Annotated in this window: 16 protein-coding genes; 5 read left to right on the top strand and 11 right to left on the bottom strand. The window is 62.8% G+C overall.

All coding sequences use genetic code 11. The annotated features are described in order from the left end of the window. Positions 1-25 precede the first annotated feature (25 nt). On the bottom strand, positions 26-886 hold the full coding sequence (gene htpX, locus M6689_RS10125) for a zinc metalloprotease HtpX (RefSeq protein WP_298271062.1): 861 nt from the start codon (positions 884-886) through the stop codon (positions 26-28). Positions 887-1,232: 346 nt separating this feature from the next. Between htpX and M6689_RS10120 the strand changes: the two genes are divergently transcribed. Together M6689_RS10120 and M6689_RS10115 are read left to right on the top strand one after the other, a co-directional pair. Beyond that, complete coding sequence (locus M6689_RS10120; RefSeq protein WP_298271060.1) at positions 1,233-1,811, top strand: TMEM165/GDT1 family protein; 579 nt, start codon at positions 1,233-1,235, stop codon at positions 1,809-1,811. A gap of 69 nt (positions 1,812-1,880) precedes the next feature. Further along, positions 1,881-2,768, top strand: coding sequence for a TonB family protein (locus tag M6689_RS10115; protein ID WP_298271058.1), 888 nt, complete (start codon positions 1,881-1,883; stop codon positions 2,766-2,768). Positions 2,769-2,786: 18 nt separating this feature from the next. Here the strand turns inward: M6689_RS10115 and galU are convergent, their stop codons facing one another. The 8 genes from galU to ubiE all read right to left on the bottom strand — a co-directional run bounded on the left by galU (position 2,787) and on the right by ubiE (position 7,617). Further along, positions 2,787-3,653 carry a UTP--glucose-1-phosphate uridylyltransferase GalU gene (gene galU, locus M6689_RS10110; protein ID WP_298271056.1) on the bottom strand — a complete coding sequence of 289 codons (867 nt, stop codon included), beginning with the start codon at positions 3,651-3,653 and terminating at the stop codon, positions 2,787-2,789. Between the two features lie 27 nt (positions 3,654-3,680). Further along, positions 3,681-4,583, bottom strand: a complete 903-nt coding sequence (locus M6689_RS10105; protein WP_298271053.1) for a methylenetetrahydrofolate reductase — start codon at positions 4,581-4,583, stop codon at positions 3,681-3,683. Next, a complete protein-coding gene (locus M6689_RS10100) occupies positions 4,584-5,231 on the bottom strand; it encodes a methylenetetrahydrofolate reductase C-terminal domain-containing protein (RefSeq protein WP_298271050.1) in 648 nt (215 codons plus the stop codon). It lies immediately after the preceding gene. Between the two features lie 189 nt (positions 5,232-5,420). After that, the gene (locus M6689_RS10095; RefSeq protein WP_298271048.1) at positions 5,421-5,669 is read right to left on the bottom strand and encodes a zinc ribbon domain-containing protein; all 249 of its coding nucleotides are present in this window, start codon (positions 5,667-5,669) and stop codon (positions 5,421-5,423) included. Between the two features lie 94 nt (positions 5,670-5,763). Then, the gene (locus M6689_RS10090) at positions 5,764-6,072 is read right to left on the bottom strand and encodes a DUF167 domain-containing protein (RefSeq protein ID WP_298271045.1); all 309 of its coding nucleotides are present in this window, start codon (positions 6,070-6,072) and stop codon (positions 5,764-5,766) included. Continuing rightward, on the bottom strand, positions 6,062-6,511 hold the full coding sequence (locus M6689_RS10085) for a DivIVA domain-containing protein (RefSeq protein ID WP_298271042.1): 450 nt from the start codon (positions 6,509-6,511) through the stop codon (positions 6,062-6,064). The genes M6689_RS10090 and M6689_RS10085 overlap by 11 nt, the downstream gene beginning before the upstream one ends. After that, complete coding sequence (locus tag M6689_RS10080; protein WP_298271040.1) at positions 6,508-6,825, bottom strand: YggT family protein; 318 nt, start codon at positions 6,823-6,825, stop codon at positions 6,508-6,510. The genes M6689_RS10085 and M6689_RS10080 overlap by 4 nt, the downstream gene beginning before the upstream one ends. Positions 6,826-6,900: 75 nt before the next feature. Next, positions 6,901-7,617: a bifunctional demethylmenaquinone methyltransferase/2-methoxy-6-polyprenyl-1,4-benzoquinol methylase UbiE gene (gene ubiE, locus M6689_RS10075; RefSeq protein WP_298271038.1), complete on the bottom strand. Its 717-nt coding sequence runs from the start codon at positions 7,615-7,617 to the stop codon at positions 6,901-6,903. 174 nt (positions 7,618-7,791) lie between these two features. Here ubiE and cdaA point away from each other — a divergent pair, with 174 nt between their 5' ends. From cdaA to M6689_RS10060, 3 genes are all read left to right on the top strand, one after another. Continuing rightward, positions 7,792-9,204 carry a diadenylate cyclase CdaA gene (cdaA, locus tag M6689_RS10070; RefSeq protein WP_298271037.1) on the top strand — a complete coding sequence of 471 codons (1,413 nt, stop codon included), beginning with the start codon at positions 7,792-7,794 and terminating at the stop codon, positions 9,202-9,204. A gap of 114 nt (positions 9,205-9,318) precedes the next feature. Beyond that, positions 9,319-10,356 carry a C40 family peptidase gene (locus tag M6689_RS10065; RefSeq protein ID WP_298271035.1) on the top strand — a complete coding sequence of 346 codons (1,038 nt, stop codon included), beginning with the start codon at positions 9,319-9,321 and terminating at the stop codon, positions 10,354-10,356. 162 nt (positions 10,357-10,518) lie between these two features. Then, on the top strand, positions 10,519-12,192 hold the full coding sequence (locus M6689_RS10060; RefSeq protein ID WP_298271033.1) for a radical SAM protein: 1,674 nt from the start codon (positions 10,519-10,521) through the stop codon (positions 12,190-12,192). A 57-nt stretch (positions 12,193-12,249) separates the two neighbouring features. Here M6689_RS10060 and M6689_RS10055 read toward each other — a convergent pair whose 3' ends face one another. Both M6689_RS10055 and M6689_RS10050 read right to left on the bottom strand, forming a co-directional pair. Beyond that, positions 12,250-12,678: a hypothetical protein gene (locus M6689_RS10055; RefSeq protein ID WP_298271030.1), complete on the bottom strand. Its 429-nt coding sequence runs from the start codon at positions 12,676-12,678 to the stop codon at positions 12,250-12,252. A gap of 79 nt (positions 12,679-12,757) precedes the next feature. Then, entirely contained in the window at positions 12,758-15,994 is a 3,237-nt protein-coding gene (locus M6689_RS10050) for an AsmA-like C-terminal domain-containing protein (RefSeq protein ID WP_298271027.1), read from the bottom strand. Positions 15,995-16,036 lie beyond the last annotated feature (42 nt).

Here is a 16,036-nt window from a genome sequence, read left to right as displayed (position 1 = left end):
GAAGGTGTGCCCCCCCTGGCCCGTATCAGAAATTCCGGTTGTACGCCATCGCCTCAAGCCGGGCGATCCGCTCTTCCATCGGCGGGTGGGTCGAGAAGAGGCTGAGGAGCGATCCGCCGGTGAGAGGGTTGACGATGAAGAGGTGGGCCGAGGCGGGAGAGGCCTCCTGCATCGGGATCATCTGCGAGGCGCTGTGGAGCTTGCGCAGCGCATTGGCAAGCGCCAGCGGGTTGCCGCAGATCCGGGCCCCCGACTCGTCGGCCAGATACTCGCGGGAACGGGAGACCGCCATCTGGATCAACATCGCCGCGATGGGGGCGATGATCGCCATGGCGAGGCCGCCGATCATGCCGCCGGCCCCTTCGTCGTCGTCGTTGCGGCCGCCGCCGAAGATGGCGGCCCACTGGAGCATGTTGCCGAGCATGGAGATCGCCCCGGCAAAGGTCGCCGCGATGGTGGAGACGAGGATATCGCGGTTCCGCACGTGGGCCAGTTCGTGAGCCATGACCCCCTCCAGCTCCTCGGGGGAGAGGATGCGGAGAATCCCCTGGGTGGCCGCCACCGCCGCATGGTTCGGGTTACGCCCGGTGGCGAAGGCGTTGGGGCTGTCGGAAGGGATCACGTAGACCCGCGGCATCGGCAGTCCCGCGCTTACGGTAAGGCGGCGCACCATGCCGTAAAACTGGGGATTTTCCCCTTCCGTGATTTCCCTTGCTCCGTACATGGAGAGGACGATCTTGTCCGAGAACCAGTAGGAGAAGAAGTTCATGGCGCAGGCCATGAAGAAGGCGAAGACCATGCCGGACCTGCCGCCGATGGCGCTCCCCATGGCCACCATGAGGAGAGTGAGAAGGGTGAGGAGAAGGGTGGTCTTGAGTCGGTTCATCATAGTTCGTTACCTCCGGTGTGTTCCGTCCGCCGGTCCTGTACCGACGGCGGGGTGAGAGTGATGCGCCGGGGCAAATAAAAAAGACCTTTACCCACGGCGAGTCGGTGCCCTGGATAAAGGTCTTGCATGCTTCGACGAACGGTCGGAAGCCCCTGGCCCGGGTGTTGCCACCGTGGTGACGGGCGTCGGGTCGGCCTTGTCGGTGGCCGATTGCTACTCCCCTTTAACATGAATAATAGTAATGGTCGCCGCCGGTACTGTCAAGGGGTTCGTTGCGGCTCCCTCCCTTTCTTGCATTTCGGCCGCACTTCCGGTACCATCCCGCTCTCACCAGGGAGGAGTCGTGGATTCGACAGTTTTTTTCACTACCTTCGGCCTCATTTTTCTCGCGGAGCTCGGCGACAAAACCCAGCTGACCGCCATGGCCCTCGCCACCCGCTATCCGTGGAAGAAGGTATTCCTCGGCATCGCCGCCGCCTTTGCCCTTCTCAACCTCGGGGCGGTACTCGTGGGAAAGCTCCTCTTCACCATCCTTCCGCTGGTCTGGATCAGGCTCGTCTCCGGCGGACTCTTCCTCTATTTCGGCGTCACGACGCTCCGGGGCGCCGGGGACGACGAAGACGGGGAAAAAGGGCGTGCAACGGCGCGGGGGCCGGTGGTCACCTCGTTTCTCATGATCCTGCTGGCGGAACTGGGGGACAAGACCCAGCTCGTCACCACCAGCCTGGCGGCCCAGCACGACTCTTCGCTTGTTGTCTTCACCGGGTCGACCCTCGCCCTCTGGTTGGTCTCGCTCCTCGGCATCTTTCTCGGGAAGCAGCTCGTGCGCTTCGTTCCCCTTTCGGTAATCCACCGGGGCGCGGCACTCCTTTTCCTGATTTTCGGCGCCGCCATCCTCTGGCAGGCCTATGCCGGTCAGTGACCGGTTGCGTTTTTCCCTCCGGGGCAATACAATGAGTTTTTGCGCACGATTCACCCGGCAGAGAGCCTGATGTCCGATCGCTACGTCGAAAAATCCTTCCTCTATCTCCTCGCGTTCTCGCTGTTTCTCCATGCAGCCCTCTTCACCGCCATCATCTTCCTTCCGGAGCGAAAAGCGGAAGTCCGGCAGGAGCCGGTGATGATTGATCTGGAGGACATCCCCGAGCTTCCCGCGAAGCCGGCGCCGGCCGAACGCCAGGCCAGGCGCCAGGCGGAACGGCGCGAGCGGGTTCAGCGGGAGATGGCGCCGAAAGGTGAACGGGAGCAGGACCGGATCGCTTCCCTGCCGCCGCGCTCCGTCCCCCCCCAACGACAACCGGCCGTCCCTTCCCCGCGCCAGATCCCGGCGCCACGGGGGAGCGAGGCGGGTCCGCCATCCCCGACCGGCAAAACCGGAGAAATCCCGATGCGCGAGGCTCCCACGGGTGGAGGGGTGTTGAAGCCGCGGGGGGAGCAGTTGCCCGCGCTGGCGCAATTGATGCCGAATGCCCGGCGGATGGCGAAGCTGGAGGAAAGCTACCGGAAGAAGTACAGCGCCGAGGTGGCGGAAGGGGAGACGAAGTTCCTCGATACCGACGACATCCAGTTCGGTTCGTTTCTGCACCGGTTCGAGAACATGATTTACGGGGTCTGGCGCTATCCCCAGGAGGCGGCCCGCCTCGGCATCGAGGGGGTGACGCCGGTGAAGATAACCTTCAACAATAGGGGCGAGATCGAGAAGTTCGAGATCCTGCAGAGCTCGGGGAGCAGGATCCTTGACGGGGAGGTCGAGCGGACCCTTCGCCTCATGGGGCCCGTGGGGCCGTTCCCCAAAGGGTACACCAAGGATAAGTTCAACCTCATCGCGTTTTTCCAGTACGGGATCGTCCGCGGTTCGAGCCGCGGCACCCTCCACTGATTCCCGCCGTTTCTACCCTTAGCCGCAGAGCCGTTCCCGCAGGTAACGCTCGAACTCGCCGTTGAACTCCTCCCGCTTGAGGGCCAGGTCGACCGTCGCCTTCAGGAAGCCGAGCTTGTCGCCGCAGTCGTGGCGGATCCCCTCGAAGAGGCAGCCGTAGATCGCCTCGTCGCGGGAGAGGGTGAGGAGGGCGTCGGTGAGCTGGATCTCCCCCCCTTTGCCCGGCTGCTGCTTATCCAGGATCGGGAAGATGTCGGGGGTGAGGACATAGCGGCCGATGATCGCCATGTCGGAGGGGGCCTCCTCGCGCCGCGGCTTCTCCACCAGGTCGGTCACCTCGAAGACCCGCTCGGTGATCTGGTTCGCCCGGACGCAGCCGTAGGAGGAGATGTTTTCCAGCGGCACCTTTTCCAGAGCGAGGACCGACCCGCGGTACTTGCGGTAGACCTCCAGGAGCTGGCCGAGGCACGGCTTGACGCCGTCGATGATGTCGTCCCCCAAAAGGACGGCGAACGGTTCGTCCCCCACGAACTCCCGGGCGCAGAGGATGGCGTGGCCCAGCCCCAGCGCCTGCTTCTGGCGGACGTAGAAGATGTTTACCATCTCGGCGATGTCGCGCACCTCCTGGAGCATGTCGTCCTTCCCCTTCTCCTGGAGAAGGGCCTCCAGCTCGAAGGAGATGTCGAAGTGGTCCTCGATGGCCCGCTTCCCCCGGCCGGTGACGAAGAGGATCTGCTCGATGCCGGCCGCCACCGCCTCTTCCACCACGTACTGCACGAGGGGTTTGTCGATGAGGGAGAGCATCTCCTTGGGAGACGCCTTGGTGGCCGGGAGAAAACGCGTGCCGAGCCCCGCCACGGGAAAGACCGCTTTCTTTACCTGCATGATCCGACTCCTTTCAGATCGGGGGTGTCAGCCTTCACTTCCATCGCTGCGGTGCAGATCCGCCAGGATCTCGGGGATCAGCGCCTCTTTCCCCATGGCCATGATATGGATGCCGTCGCAGTGGGGGCGAAACGCCGCGACGAGACGCCGGGCGATCGCCACCCCTGCCTCCAGGGGCCGTTCGGCGTCGTCCAGTTCGGCGATGAGCTCCTGCGGGACCGTGAGCCCCGGGATGCGGGCGTTCATGTAGCGGGCCATCCCGGCGGATTTGAGGAGGATGACACCGGCGATGACCTTCACCCCGAGGGGGCGTACCGCTTCCATGAAACGGACGAGTTTTTCAGGAGAGAAGAGAGCCTGGGTCTGGAAAAAGCGGGCGCCGGCTGCAGCCTTTTTCCGCAGCTTGACCAAGGTCAGCTCGAAGGGCTCCGCCTCCGGGGCCGCTGCTGCGCCGGGGAAAAAAGCGGGTACACCGTGCAGCGTCGTGCCGGCGAGGTCCCGGCCGGAGTTCAGCGCGGCGATGGTCTGCAGAAGCTGCACGGCGTCGAGGTCGAAGACCGGCTTGGCGCCGGCATGGTCGCCGAAGGTGATGTAGTCGCCGGTGAGGGCGAGGACGTTGGTTACGCCGAAGGTGGCGGCCGCCAGCAGATCGCTCTGGAGGGCGAGGCGGTTACGGTCCCGGCAGGTGAGCTGGAGGATCGGCTCGATCCCTTCTCCCGCGAGGAGCGCCGCCGGCGCCAGGGGGGAGATCCGCATGTTCGCCCCCTGGTTGTCGGTGACGTTGATGGCGTCGACCGTTCCCCGGAGGGCACGGGCCTTCTCCATGAATTCCCCGCAGTCACTCCCCTTGGGAGGGGAAACTTCCGCGGTGACGACGAAGCGGTCGGCGGCGAGCAGGTCGTGGAGGTTGAATTTCATCGGGCTGACCATCTATTTTTCCAGTTTGAGGCTCCCCGGCCTGATCTGCTTCGAGAAGTCCTTGGGAGGGATCGTTTCGTGGGGGAGGGGGTGGTCGCCCCGGTCCCTGAGCCGGACGTAAATCTGGTACCAGGCGCATTCCGCGTCGGGCGAGACTTCGCATTTCCCTTCGCTCATGCCGCCGCAGGGGCCGTTCAAGAGCCCTTTCGGACACACCGTGACCGGGCAGATCCCGGCCGTTTCGTTGAGACGACACTCACCGCAGAGCGAGCAGCGTTGCTCGAACTGACCGAAGCGGCGGATGTTGCCGAGAAAGAGGGTGTCGAGGGCGGCAACGGTCATCCGGTTCGAGCCGGCCGAAACCGACTGGACCCCGGCCCCGCACGAAAGGACGATGAGCGCCTCGGCGGCCGTCACCATTTCCCCCTTCGCCCGCAGATCCCGCTGAACCCGGAGCATGTGGCACGCCTCGTCGATTACCACCGACCCGGTGACCTCCTTGCCGGCGGCAACGAGGTCCTCTTGCATCTGCCAGACCTGTTCCTCCCCCCCCGACTTGCAGACCGTCGCACATTTGGCGCAGCCGATCAGGAAGACCCGGGAAACGTTTTCAAGGGAAGCGAGGATTTCGGGGAACGGCTTCTGTTTGCTGACGATCATGGATAATCCCGTTGTGCCAAGGGTGAGGACTCCCCTTCCAAGGTTTCCGCAGTGTCGCAAAATTGGTGAAAACGGTCTCAGAATAATACGGAACGGGGCTGGTGTTGTAAAGGGAGTTTGACAGTCGCGAACAAAAAAATCCCCCGGTGGGCGGGGGATTTCTGATTCGGGGCTAAGAGGGGGGGCGGACTATGCGGCGGAGGGGCATCCGGCGCAATTGCCTCCCGATGGGCAGGCCGGCGCATCGGACTTCTTGCTGCCGCTGCCGTAGCCTTCGGCGTACCAGCCGCCCCCCTTGAGGGCAAATCCGCTCTGGGAGATGAGTTTCTGAACCGCGCCGCCGCAGGCGGGACACTCCCTGGCCGGCTCGTCGGAGAACTTCTGGCGCAGCTCGAAACGGTTGTCGCACTGGGTACACTGGTATTCATAGAGTGGCATCGCTGGGGGACCTCCTGTGAAACAATTTTCAACCAATATAGTGATTCACCGCGGGAGTTGTCAACCCCGCAGGGTAACGGAACGTGCCGCCGCCTCAGCGGATCAGGGCGGCTATCTCCCGGGCTGTGACGCCGGTGATCCGAAGCGTTTTGTGGCGGGATTTTTCGCCGGCGATGATGGTCACCGACGATTTCGGGATCCTCAGAAGCTTGGCGAGAAACTCGATGCAGAGGCGGTTCGCTTCCCCCTCCACAGGGGGGGAGGTGAGCCGGAGCTTGAGGGCATCTCCCTGGATACCGCAGACTTCGTTCTTCGAGGCCCGGGGCTGGACGTGTACGCTTAAGGTGACGCTGTCGACGCCCTCGGAGATTTTCAGATCGTCGGCGGAAGAATCAGGCTTCATCGAGGGAAAGCATCTTGTAGTGGGTATCGAGGAGCGACTTGAAGGCACTCTCGAACTGGACCTTCTGCCGGCGCAGCTCCTGAATCTGGTCTCCCATCTGGGCGAGCCTGCGTTCGGCGTCGGCCAGGATCTTCTCGGCCTTCAGCTCGGCCTCCGAGACGAGAAGGGATGCCTCCTTCTGGGCATTTGCCTTCATCTCCTCGGTGATCTTCTGGGCGGCAAGCATCGCCTCCCGCAGGTCCTTCTCCTGGCGGGCCATCTGCTCGACGTCCGCCGCCGCCTTGCGGCACTGCTCCCTGAGCTCGGTGTTCTCGCGGACCAGCCCCTCCATCTCCTGGGCCACCATCTGGAGGAAACCATCCACGTCCTCCGGGTCGAGGCCGCCGATCATCTTGCCCTTGAACTGCTGCTGCTGGATGTCGAGGGGGGTTATCTTCACGGCATCACTCCCATTCCGAGTTTCATTTTGTATCCGAGATCGTAGATGGTGCGGACCACGAAGCTCTGGAGGAAATAGATGGCGACCAGCACGATGATCGGCGACAGATCGAGCCCTCCCAGGTCGGGAAGGATGCGGCGAATGCGCGAGAGGACCGGTTCGGTGCTCCGGTAGAGGAAGCTGACGATGGGGTTGTACGGATCGGGATTCACCCAGGAGAGGATGGCCCGGGCGATGATGATGTACATGTAGATGGTGAGGAGGATGTCGGCGATTTTTGCAACGGCCAGGATAAAATTGGCGAACACGAACATGGATTTGCCCCTTCGGAAGGGATGGCTACCGGTCGATTTATACCGAAACGGTTAGGGAGTGTCAAGGAACGTGCGCTATTTCACTGTCTTCTCTCCGGTGTAGACCGTGGCGATGCCGAAGGTGAGGTCGCGGTAAGCCGTGTTTCGGAAACCGACCGACGCCATGAGGGAGACGAACTCCTTCTGGGAGGGGAATTCAAGGACAGAGTCGGGAAGGTACTTGTAGGCGCTGAACCGCGAGAAGAGGCCGCCGATCACCGGCAGAATCCTCAAAAAGTAGAAGTAGTAGATTTTCTTGAACAGGAGCGAGCGGGGGGTGGAGAATTCGAGGATCACGGCGCGCCCCCCCGGCTTGAGGATCCGCAGCATCTCCGAGAGTCCCTGCCTGCGGTCGACGACATTGCGGATACCGAAGGCGATGGTGACGGAGTCGAAGGTCCCGTCGGGGAAGGGGATCGCTTCGCACGGCGCGATCTCCATGGTGATCCGGTCGGCATGGGGGGAATGGGCCACCTTTTCCCGGCCGAGGGCCACCATCCCCTCGGAGAAGTCGATGCCGACGATGGAGACCGACGGCGGTGTCTGCCGGGCGATCTCCAGGGCCACGTCGCCGGTGCCGGTGGCAACGTCGAGAACGCGGCCTCCCTCTGTCCATCTGACGAGGCGAACCGCCACTTTTCTCCAGCGGCGGTCGATGCCGAAGCTCAGGAGTCGATTGAGGAAGTCGTACCGGGGGGCGATGTCGCTGAACATCTCCCGGATTCGTTCCCCCTTTTCCGATAGCTTGTACATGTTTTTTCTGTCCTTTTGGCTGCTGGGGTGGTATAAATCCTGATTCTGTTCCCGGCGGGCAGCCCGACGTTTGTAACATATAACCAGCCACCCGCGCCAGAATATTTTGGCCGCGGATCGGCCTTCTGGGGCAGCGTCGGCCGCACGAACAAGGAAAGGTACGGTGCCGAACACGTGGTTCCGATAATCCGCTGGCAGGATATTGCCGACATCATCATCATGAGCTTCCTCGCGTATCAGCTCTACAGCTGGTTCAAGCATACGCGCGCAATGCAGGTGCTCATCGGCATGGCCTTCCTGGTGGGGATCTACTTCGTCACGAAGAACCTTGGGCTTTTCATGACGAGCTGGATTCTCCAGGAGCTCGGGACGGTGCTCTTTGTCCTCATTATCGTGATTTTTCAGGCGGAGATCCGTCAGGCGCTCTATCGCTTCAGTCTGCTGCGCAACTTTTTCGGCCGGCAGGAGGGGGGGAGCGAGATCGATCTCGCCGATTTCTCCCGGACCGTTTTCGCTCTTGCCCGGGAGCGCACCGGCGCCATTATCGCCTTCCAGCGCCAGGAGGCGCTCGACGACTACCTCCTCCACGGCGTTCGTCTCGACAGCCTGCCGAGCGGACAGCTTCTGGGAAGCATCTTCCTCGACGGAACCCCCCTCCATGACGGGGCGGTGGTTATCAAGGACGGCCGCATCACCCAGGCTTCGTGCCATCTCCCCCTTTCGTCGAAAACCGAACTCCCCCGTCACTTCGGCACCCGGCACCGGGCAGGGATCGGTCTCAGCGAGCGTTCCGACGCCGCGGTGGTGATCGTTTCCGAGGAGCGGGGGGAGGTGGGGCTGGCGCTTGGGGGTGAGATCCAACGGATGGGGTCGGCGGAAGAGCTTGCCGACCGGCTTCGCGCTCTCCTGTATCCCCAACGCCAGGAAAAGGCCCGTACGCCGCTTCGTCAACTACTGTTCCGCAACCTTGTCCCGAAAATTGTCACCGTGCTCGCCGTTGTGGCAAGCTGGCTCATCATCACCACCAAGGAGGGGGAGATCTTTACCGTCGCCGTGCCGATCAAGTTCCACAACCTACCGGCCGATGCGGTTCTGATCAAAAGCGCCCCCGAAGAGGTGGAGGTGCAACTCAAGGTCTTTTCGAGTCTGATTCCGTCGCCGAAGCAGCTCGATATCTCGGCCGACCTGGACCTCTCCAATGCCCGCGAAGGAGTGAACAATCTGCCAATCCGCGAAGGGGACATGAAGCTTCCCCTCGGGGTCGTCGTTTCCAATGTGAACCCGTCCGTGGTGAAGGTGACCGTCGCGCGCAAGATGCGGAAACCGCTCCGGGTCAGGGCGAGGATCGTGGGCGAGCTTCCCGGCAGGCTCCGCTTGCAGAAAATCAGGGTGGAGCCGGCCGAGGTGCTGGTCGAGGGGCCGGAGCGCCTGGTGGCCCAATATGACACGATTCGCACCGAGGAGATCGACCTCGGCTCGATCCGGGGGAGTTCGGTGGTGGAGGCGAGGCTCGTGCCGCCATCGCCGCAGCTCAGGGTGCTGCGCGAAGAGCCGGTGAGGGTGCGGATCGTGGCCTCGGGGCGATGACGGAGTTTGGTTCGGACGATAAAAGTTTGACAACCGTATGACATTGTGTTATAAAATCCCGGAGTTTTTTTCGATGTTGTAAAACAAATGCACAAATGTCATGAAGGAGGGAGTATGAACATACGATTGCGACTTGTCGCGCTCTCCATCCTCCTGCTCGTTTTCCCTTCCCTTTCCTTTGCCGCCAAGACCCACAGAGTCCGCAAGAACGAAACCGTTGCCTCCGTCGCTCGCAAATACCATGTCAAGGTGAGGGATCTCAAGTCTGCCAATAACCTCGCCAAGAACCGGGTTTCTCCCGGCACGGTCCTCGTCATCCCTACTCGCACGGCGGCAGCAGATGCTTCCCCGGACGACCACAAGGCCACTGCAACCACGTACCGCGTCAGGAGAGGTGACACCCTCGCCAAGGTTGCACGCAAGAGCGGCGTTGCCGTGAGTGAGCTGCGGCGGCTGAACAGACTGCGCAAGGGTCGTCTGAAGCCGGGGCAGGTTCTCGTTCTGAAGAAGATCGAACCGGCAGCCGAACCGGCTCCGAAGCTTTCCCTGAAAAAGCCGGTGAAAAATGAAGATCTCTTCAGCGAGAAGGAATACGAGCAAAGCCTCGCGGAGCTGACGGAGGAGGGGGATACAGACCGTCCCGCCGATTTTACCAAGGGGGTTACTCTTCAGGTTGACGGCATCAGCGAACTGAAAAAGAGTGCCTACAGCTTCATAGGTACCCGCTATCGCTTCGGCGGCACCACCCGCAAGGGGCTCGATTGTTCCAGCTTCGTCCAGCACGTGTTCCGCGAACTCGACGTGAATCTTCCCCGTACTGCCCGCGAGCAGTTTCAAGTGGGGAACACGGTGGCAACGGGCGATCTGCAGAAGGGGGATCTCCTCTTCTTCCATACCTACGCGCGGTTCGCTTCCCATGTGGGGATCTATCTCGGCAACAACAAGATGATCCATGCCTCCTCCCGTGACCGGCGCGTCGTCATCTCATCTATCGATACCCCTTACTACCGCTCCCGTTTTCTGGGTGCCAAGCGGATCGCCAGGGTCAATCCCGACACCTTGAGACTCGATGACCTGACTGTCGGTGTCGAGGAAGAGGGGACCGAGGATATTCTGCTGAACGATACGCTCGGAGTCAGCCTGCTCAAGTAATTGGCGGACCCGTTAGCTGTCATCGAAATCCGGCCCGGGGCCGGATTTTTTTTTGAGGTGCACCGGACATGCTACCCTTGATCGTCACCGCTGCCATCCTTGCACATGGTGGCTGGATACCGCTGACGCGGCGCAAGCCGGCCGCCCCCCGAGAATTCGGCCATGCGGATACTTCTTCTCTATAAATCCCATCCTGCCGGGGCGCGGGATCCGTTCACCTCGCTCCTTCCGACCGGCCTCGGGTACATCGGGGCGTACCTGCGGGGCCACGGATTCGACCCCGTGCTGGCCAACCTCTCGGGCTCTTCCTGGGCGAATGCCGAAGAACTGCTCGCCCGGGAGCGTCCCGACCTCGTCTGCATCTCCCAGTTCACCCACAACCGCTTCGAGTCGCTCAAACTAGCCGCGCTCGCCAAGAAACTTCGCCCCTCCTGCGTGACGCTTCTCGGCGGCCCTCACGCCACGCACACCTTCGCCGCCATCCTGGAGGGGCACCCCGAGGTGGATGCAGTGGTGCTCGGGGAGGGTGAGGAGACCGTCCTCGACGTTGCCCGGATGGTGGCGGCGGGAGGGCGGGAGTTTTCAGCGCTGCAGGGGGTGGCGTTCCGGGGGGGGGGAGGGATACGTTCCACCTGTCGTCCTCCGCTGGTCGACCTGGATGGATTGCCGTTTCCCGTCCACGGCTACGAGTACTCAGAGGGATGCGACATCCGCCGCCAGCTCCAATTCATCATCACTTCCCGGGGATGCCCCGCATCGTGCCGCTTCTGCTCATCCCCCCTGTTCTGGGGCAAGTCGCTCCGGTTCCGCTCTCCCCGCTCCATGGTCGACGAGATTCGGCTCCTTCGCGACCGTTACGGGCTCATCTACTTCTCGCTTCGGGATGATACTTTCACGGCCCGTGCGGACCGTGTCGTGGAATTCTGTCGCCTGATGCTGGACGAGCAGGTGCATATCCTGTGGAACTGCCAGTCGCGCGTCAACTGCGTCGATGAGGAGATGCTTCTCTGGATGCGGCGGGCCGGCTGCGAGTGTATCCAGTATGGGGTCGAGTCCGGCTCGGAGAAGGTCCTCGCGATGCTCGGCAAGCGCATTACGCCGGAACAGGTGCGGCGCGCGGCCCGGGCCACCCGGCAGGCGGGGATCAGCCTCTCCATCTATCTCATCACCGGGGTCCCGGGCGAAACCGAGGACGACGTTCAGGCCACGGTCCGGCTCATGGACGAGATCCTGCCCCATGACGGGCAGGTGGCACCTCTGGCCTATTATCCCGGAACCGCCCTGTTTGCCGATGCGGTACGGGAGGGGAGAGTGCCGGGGGACCTCTTCGAGCGGCAGCGGGGGGAGGCGTTCTATGTCAGAAGCGACCCGTTCGTCGCCCGCGCCTCGGAAACACTCCTTCGTGCCATCGACCGGGTTGGACGCCGGGCCCGGTTCGGTCCGGCGGATTTCGACCGACAGCGTCAAATCCTCGGTTATTGCCACGCCACCGCGCTGGCGCAAGGAGAATGGCATGAGGAACACGACGATTTCGGTTCCGCCGAGAGTGTCTACCGTGAGATCACGGAACGGCAGCCCGGGAATCCGTGGGGGTGGCTTGCCCTCGGGGGGCTTTACGGCGGGGCGGGTCTGGTCGAACAGGGAGTGGAAATGTTCCGGCGGGCACAGGCGATCGTGCCGGCCCATCTACCGGCCTCTCTGGCGTTGGGGGATCTGCTCCTGATGGCGGGGGACCGGAAGGGGGCGAGACGTCACTACGAACGTGCCCGGGAGCTGGATCCCCGTGACGGGGAGGTTCGGGAGCGGTTGAAAAAGTTAGGAGCCTGTCGGGCTTAGAGACGAAAAAAGGCGGCACCCGTGGGGATGCCGCCTTTTTTGCCGTTGTGCCGGTCCTTACTTCCCTGCGATCCGCAGGCCCGGGGCGAAGATGATCTTGTCGAAGGTGCGGTTGAGGGTCTTGCTGTGGAAGTTGACCATCGGAGGGGAGTCGGGGAACTCGACCTGATCGCCCACCTTCACTTTGGTCTGCATAACGGCGACCCACAGCTTCTGACCGTTTTCCTCGACTTCCAGGTAGGTGTAACCGGCAGCGTCCATCGTGGAGAGAACCTTCCCCTTGTGGCCGGCGCCGGCGGGAATCTCCTGGGACTTCAGGCCGGCGTGCGGATTGCCGCCACCATGCGTCGCGTCATTGGGCATCTGGCCTTGAGCCGGCATTCCGCTCTGGGGTGCTGCCGGAGTTTCCGGGGACTGCGGTTTCTCCTTGCACCCTGCGGCGGCAAGGGAAGCGACTGCAAGAGCAACCAATACTGTCTTTTTCACCTGTATCCTCCTGTCTGGGGTTTCTACAAAACGGAAACTTATCATAGGTCCCGAATCTTTTACAACAGCAAAAACAAGGCTATTTCCCCAGGATCACATCGCCGGTATCGGTAAAAAGCTTTGCCGGGAGCTGGAATACCCGCTTGAAGATGTCGAAGACTCCCCGCGCCATGGATTTGACCGGGATAGCGGTGACGACCGGGTCGTCCCATTTCCCCTTTGCCTCGAAATAGGTGGTGATGAAATTCCTGTCCTTGCCGGTGAGGATCCAGCCGACGATCGGTATCCGGTTCACCACCTTGTCGACGGTCTGCAGCGGCTGGACACCAACGGTGGCGTCGATCTCTTCCCGGATCATGTCGATTTTGCCCACGGCCGAGATGTTCATCGCCTCGCTGTCGATGAAAAGGTCGTTGGAGGCGATGACCCCGTCGTGAATCGAGAACGTGGCGTTGATCTCGTCGTACGGCATCCCCCCCGAAACCATGTCCGGGAGCCTGAACTTGAAGAGCTGGGAAACGTTGAGGATGGAGAAGATCTTGGAGAGCACCGAGTATTTGCGGAGCGAACCCTCCTGGAGGTGGAGCCTTACGTTGCCGAGGAGGGTCCTTTTCAGGGCGGCGACGTTCGCCCCCTTGGCGGTTACGTCCGCCTGGAGGGCGAGGGTGCCGGTGATGATCTCGTTGCGCAGCCTCAGGTTGAGGTCCTGGACCAGTTGCTCCGCGGAGGCGTTTTCCACCTTGAGGGCGGTCTGGTAGCGGGGCTCGCCGTTGGAGCCGAAATCGGCCCGGACCCTGCCGGAGACTTTGCCGCCGAAGGCGGCGAATTCGAGGGGCTGAAGGTAGAGGATGCCGTCCTCGTACATGGCGACGGTCTGGAGTTTCCTGAATTGCAGATTCTCGTACTTGCCCGCATCGGCGCTGACCGACGCCTTGATGCTGAGGGGGGTGGCGGTGCCGGCGCCGGCGCCGGTGCGGCGCAGACCGGCCAAAAGGATTACGTCGCCGACATCGAGAAACGGGGCCGTGAGGGTGACATCGGTGCGAGGATTATGTATATCCTCGACCGTCCCCTTGAGGGAGAAGACGGAGTTGTTCACTCTCCCCGAGAGTGCCCGGATTCGGATGGTTTCGTCGTGGAGGGAGAGGTTCCCCTGGAGCTGTCGGATTCGCGCTTCCCCCTTGGGGCTCTTGAGTCCCAGATCTGCCAGGTCGAGGGAGGGGGATGAAAAGTCGACGGTGAACGACGGATTGTCGAAGTCGGTAAGGGTCCCCCTGCCGGAGATCGAGGAGCTGCCGAGCATCATCGACATGCGCGGGGTTTCCAGGGACTTGCCGCGGAAGCGGATGCTGCCGTTGATGTTGCTGAGGGGCTTCATGTCCGCCGTCGGCCTGAACGCCCCCCCGGCAAGGGCGATATCGCCGCTCCAGTTCATGTCGGCGAGGGATTCCGCTTCTCCCTCGCCCCGGGCGTTTATCTGCATCCGCCCCTGGGGGAGGTACTTGCGGGCCCTGGGGACAAAGGGGGCCACGGCGGCCACCGCGAACGGGTTGGTCCTGAGCTCCAGCTGATAGGGGGTGCCCTTCCCGGGGTGAAAACGTGCGCCTAGCCCCAGGGCGAGGGGAGGGAGTGTGTACTGGCACGAGAGGGTGGTGGCGCTCCCCTTGCCGAGTCCCAGCCTGAACGACAGGGTGTTGGGTTGCCCCGCCGGCTTGGCGATGACGTCGGTGAAGCTGTAGGCGGCCCCCCCGAGGTTCCATTCGCCGGTGAGGGTGTAGCCGGATGTGTACCCCTCACCGGTGAGGCTAAGCGAGGATCCCCCCGTCAGGTGGAGCCTGGCGCCCTGCGTCGGCCCCATGAGCCATGCCAGCTCCGGCTGCCGGGGGGCGATCACGGCGGCAAAGGGGTAGCTGGAGGGGGTGTTGAGGGGGTAGTCGGCAATCATGCCGTTCAGGGTGAAGGGGGAGGTGCCGAACTTCCCCGCCATGTTCCGGAGGGTGAAGTTTTTCCCGGCGAGCTCCAGGTCTCCCGTGATGGCGCTGAAGACGGGGACGCCGCGCCCCATGTCGACGATGGCGCCGTCGAGGGCCTTGGCCTTGACCGTCAGGATGTTGTAGTTCTGTCCCCGCTCCATGTGGAGGATCTGGCTCACCCGGCCGTCGAGCCTCCCCTCGTCGACCCGGAACATTCCCCCCTTGATGTGGCGCTCGATGAACTGCGAGGTGTCGTCGGCGATGATGCCGAAGGGGATGTACCAGAAGAATCTTTCCAGCCGGAAGGGGGCGATGGTGGTGCGTGCCACGATCCGGGGATCGCGGGTCTGGATATCCTTGATGGCGCAGCTCCCCTTGACATGGAGGCCGTCCATCCGCAAGTCGACGGCAGAGACGTCGACCTCGCGGGAATCGCGCTTCATCTCGTAGGCGAGCTGCAGGTCCCGGGGGGTGAGAACGGCGTGGAAAACCCGGGGGTAGTCGAACCGCAGTCCCGCAATCCGGAGCGACCCCCTGGAGGTGAAGTCGCCGGCGCTCCCTTCGAAACGGCTCTCCACGTCGAGGCGGCCGGCGGGCCGGCGGAAGGGGACAAAGCGGGCGTAATAGGGCCAGTAATGCCCTGCATCGAGGTTGCGGGCGTGCACCTTCACGTCGACGCGGGACTCGGCGAGAGAGCGTTCCCTGGGGGCAAGTTTCACGGTGCCGCGAATCGAGAGGGGGCTTCGGTTCTTCCCCTCGACGAGGGTGGTGGAGAGTTCCAGGGCGGTTTTCTTCCCCCGGACCAGACGGTCGACGTCGAGGTCGGTTTTTTCGAGGAGCGTCACCACCCCTTCGGGGGCGGCGGCACGGTCGTCGACGGTGATGGTGCCGCCGGTGATCCTGATCCCCTTCACGCGCAGCGGCACCGCTTCCTTTTTCTCCTCCAGCAGGTCACCGATGTTGAACGTACCGTCGGGGTTGCGGACGATCCGGGCCGTGGGGCGCTCCACCTCCAGCTTCCGGACCACCACCCGCTTCTGCAGCAGCGGCAGCAGTGCCAGCCGGAAGCTCAGCCGGTCGGCGGTGGCAAAGACGGTGCTGCCGTCCCTTTCCCTGATGACCACGCGGGTGAAGCTGAAGGCCGGGCGAAAGCCCACGGAGACCTCCCCCTTCTCGTAGGTGACCTTGCGGTTCAGGGCCTTCTCGACTTCGGCCAGGATCTCCCCCTTGTAGGTGTCCAGTTCGTGGAGCCGGGCGACTATGACGGTGCCGACGGCGCCGATGAGTACCGTCAGCACCAAAAGGGCGGAGGCTATGATCAGGTTTCTGCGTTTCGGGGTCATGGTGGAGGTCCTTGTGCCCGGACGAAAAAGCCGGAGTGATAA

The sequence above is a fragment of the Geobacter sp. genome (assembly GCF_027327745.1).
Lineage (GTDB): Bacteria > Desulfobacterota > Desulfuromonadia > Geobacterales > Geobacteraceae > Geobacter.
This window is presented reverse-complemented; position numbering and strand designations above follow the sequence as displayed.

What these genes read in the sequence shown, in the direction of transcription:
- htpX (WP_298271062.1), bottom strand. Translation starts at nt 886, where the DNA reads ATGAACCGACTCAAGACCACCCTTCTCCTCACCCTTCTCACTCTCCTC.
- M6689_RS10115 (WP_298271058.1), top strand. Translation starts at nt 1,881, where the DNA reads ATGTCCGATCGCTACGTCGAAAAATCCTTCCTCTATCTCCTCGCGTTC.
- galU (WP_298271056.1), bottom strand. Translation starts at nt 3,653, where the DNA reads ATGCAGGTAAAGAAAGCGGTCTTTCCCGTGGCGGGGCTCGGCACGCGT.
- M6689_RS10105 (WP_298271053.1), bottom strand. Translation starts at nt 4,583, where the DNA reads ATGGTCAGCCCGATGAAATTCAACCTCCACGACCTGCTCGCCGCCGAC.
- M6689_RS10100 (WP_298271050.1), bottom strand. Translation starts at nt 5,231, where the DNA reads ATGATCGTCAGCAAACAGAAGCCGTTCCCCGAAATCCTCGCTTCCCTT.
- M6689_RS10095 (WP_298271048.1), bottom strand. Translation starts at nt 5,669, where the DNA reads ATGCCACTCTATGAATACCAGTGTACCCAGTGCGACAACCGTTTCGAG.
- M6689_RS10090 (WP_298271045.1), bottom strand. Translation starts at nt 6,072, where the DNA reads ATGAAGCCTGATTCTTCCGCCGACGATCTGAAAATCTCCGAGGGCGTC.
- M6689_RS10080 (WP_298271040.1), bottom strand. Translation starts at nt 6,825, where the DNA reads ATGTTCGTGTTCGCCAATTTTATCCTGGCCGTTGCAAAAATCGCCGAC.
- ubiE (WP_298271038.1), bottom strand. Translation starts at nt 7,617, where the DNA reads ATGTACAAGCTATCGGAAAAGGGGGAACGAATCCGGGAGATGTTCAGC.
- M6689_RS10065 (WP_298271035.1), top strand. Translation starts at nt 9,319, where the DNA reads ATGAACATACGATTGCGACTTGTCGCGCTCTCCATCCTCCTGCTCGTT.
- M6689_RS10060 (WP_298271033.1), top strand. Translation starts at nt 10,519, where the DNA reads ATGCGGATACTTCTTCTCTATAAATCCCATCCTGCCGGGGCGCGGGAT.
- M6689_RS10050 (WP_298271027.1), bottom strand. Translation starts at nt 15,994, where the DNA reads ATGACCCCGAAACGCAGAAACCTGATCATAGCCTCCGCCCTTTTGGTG.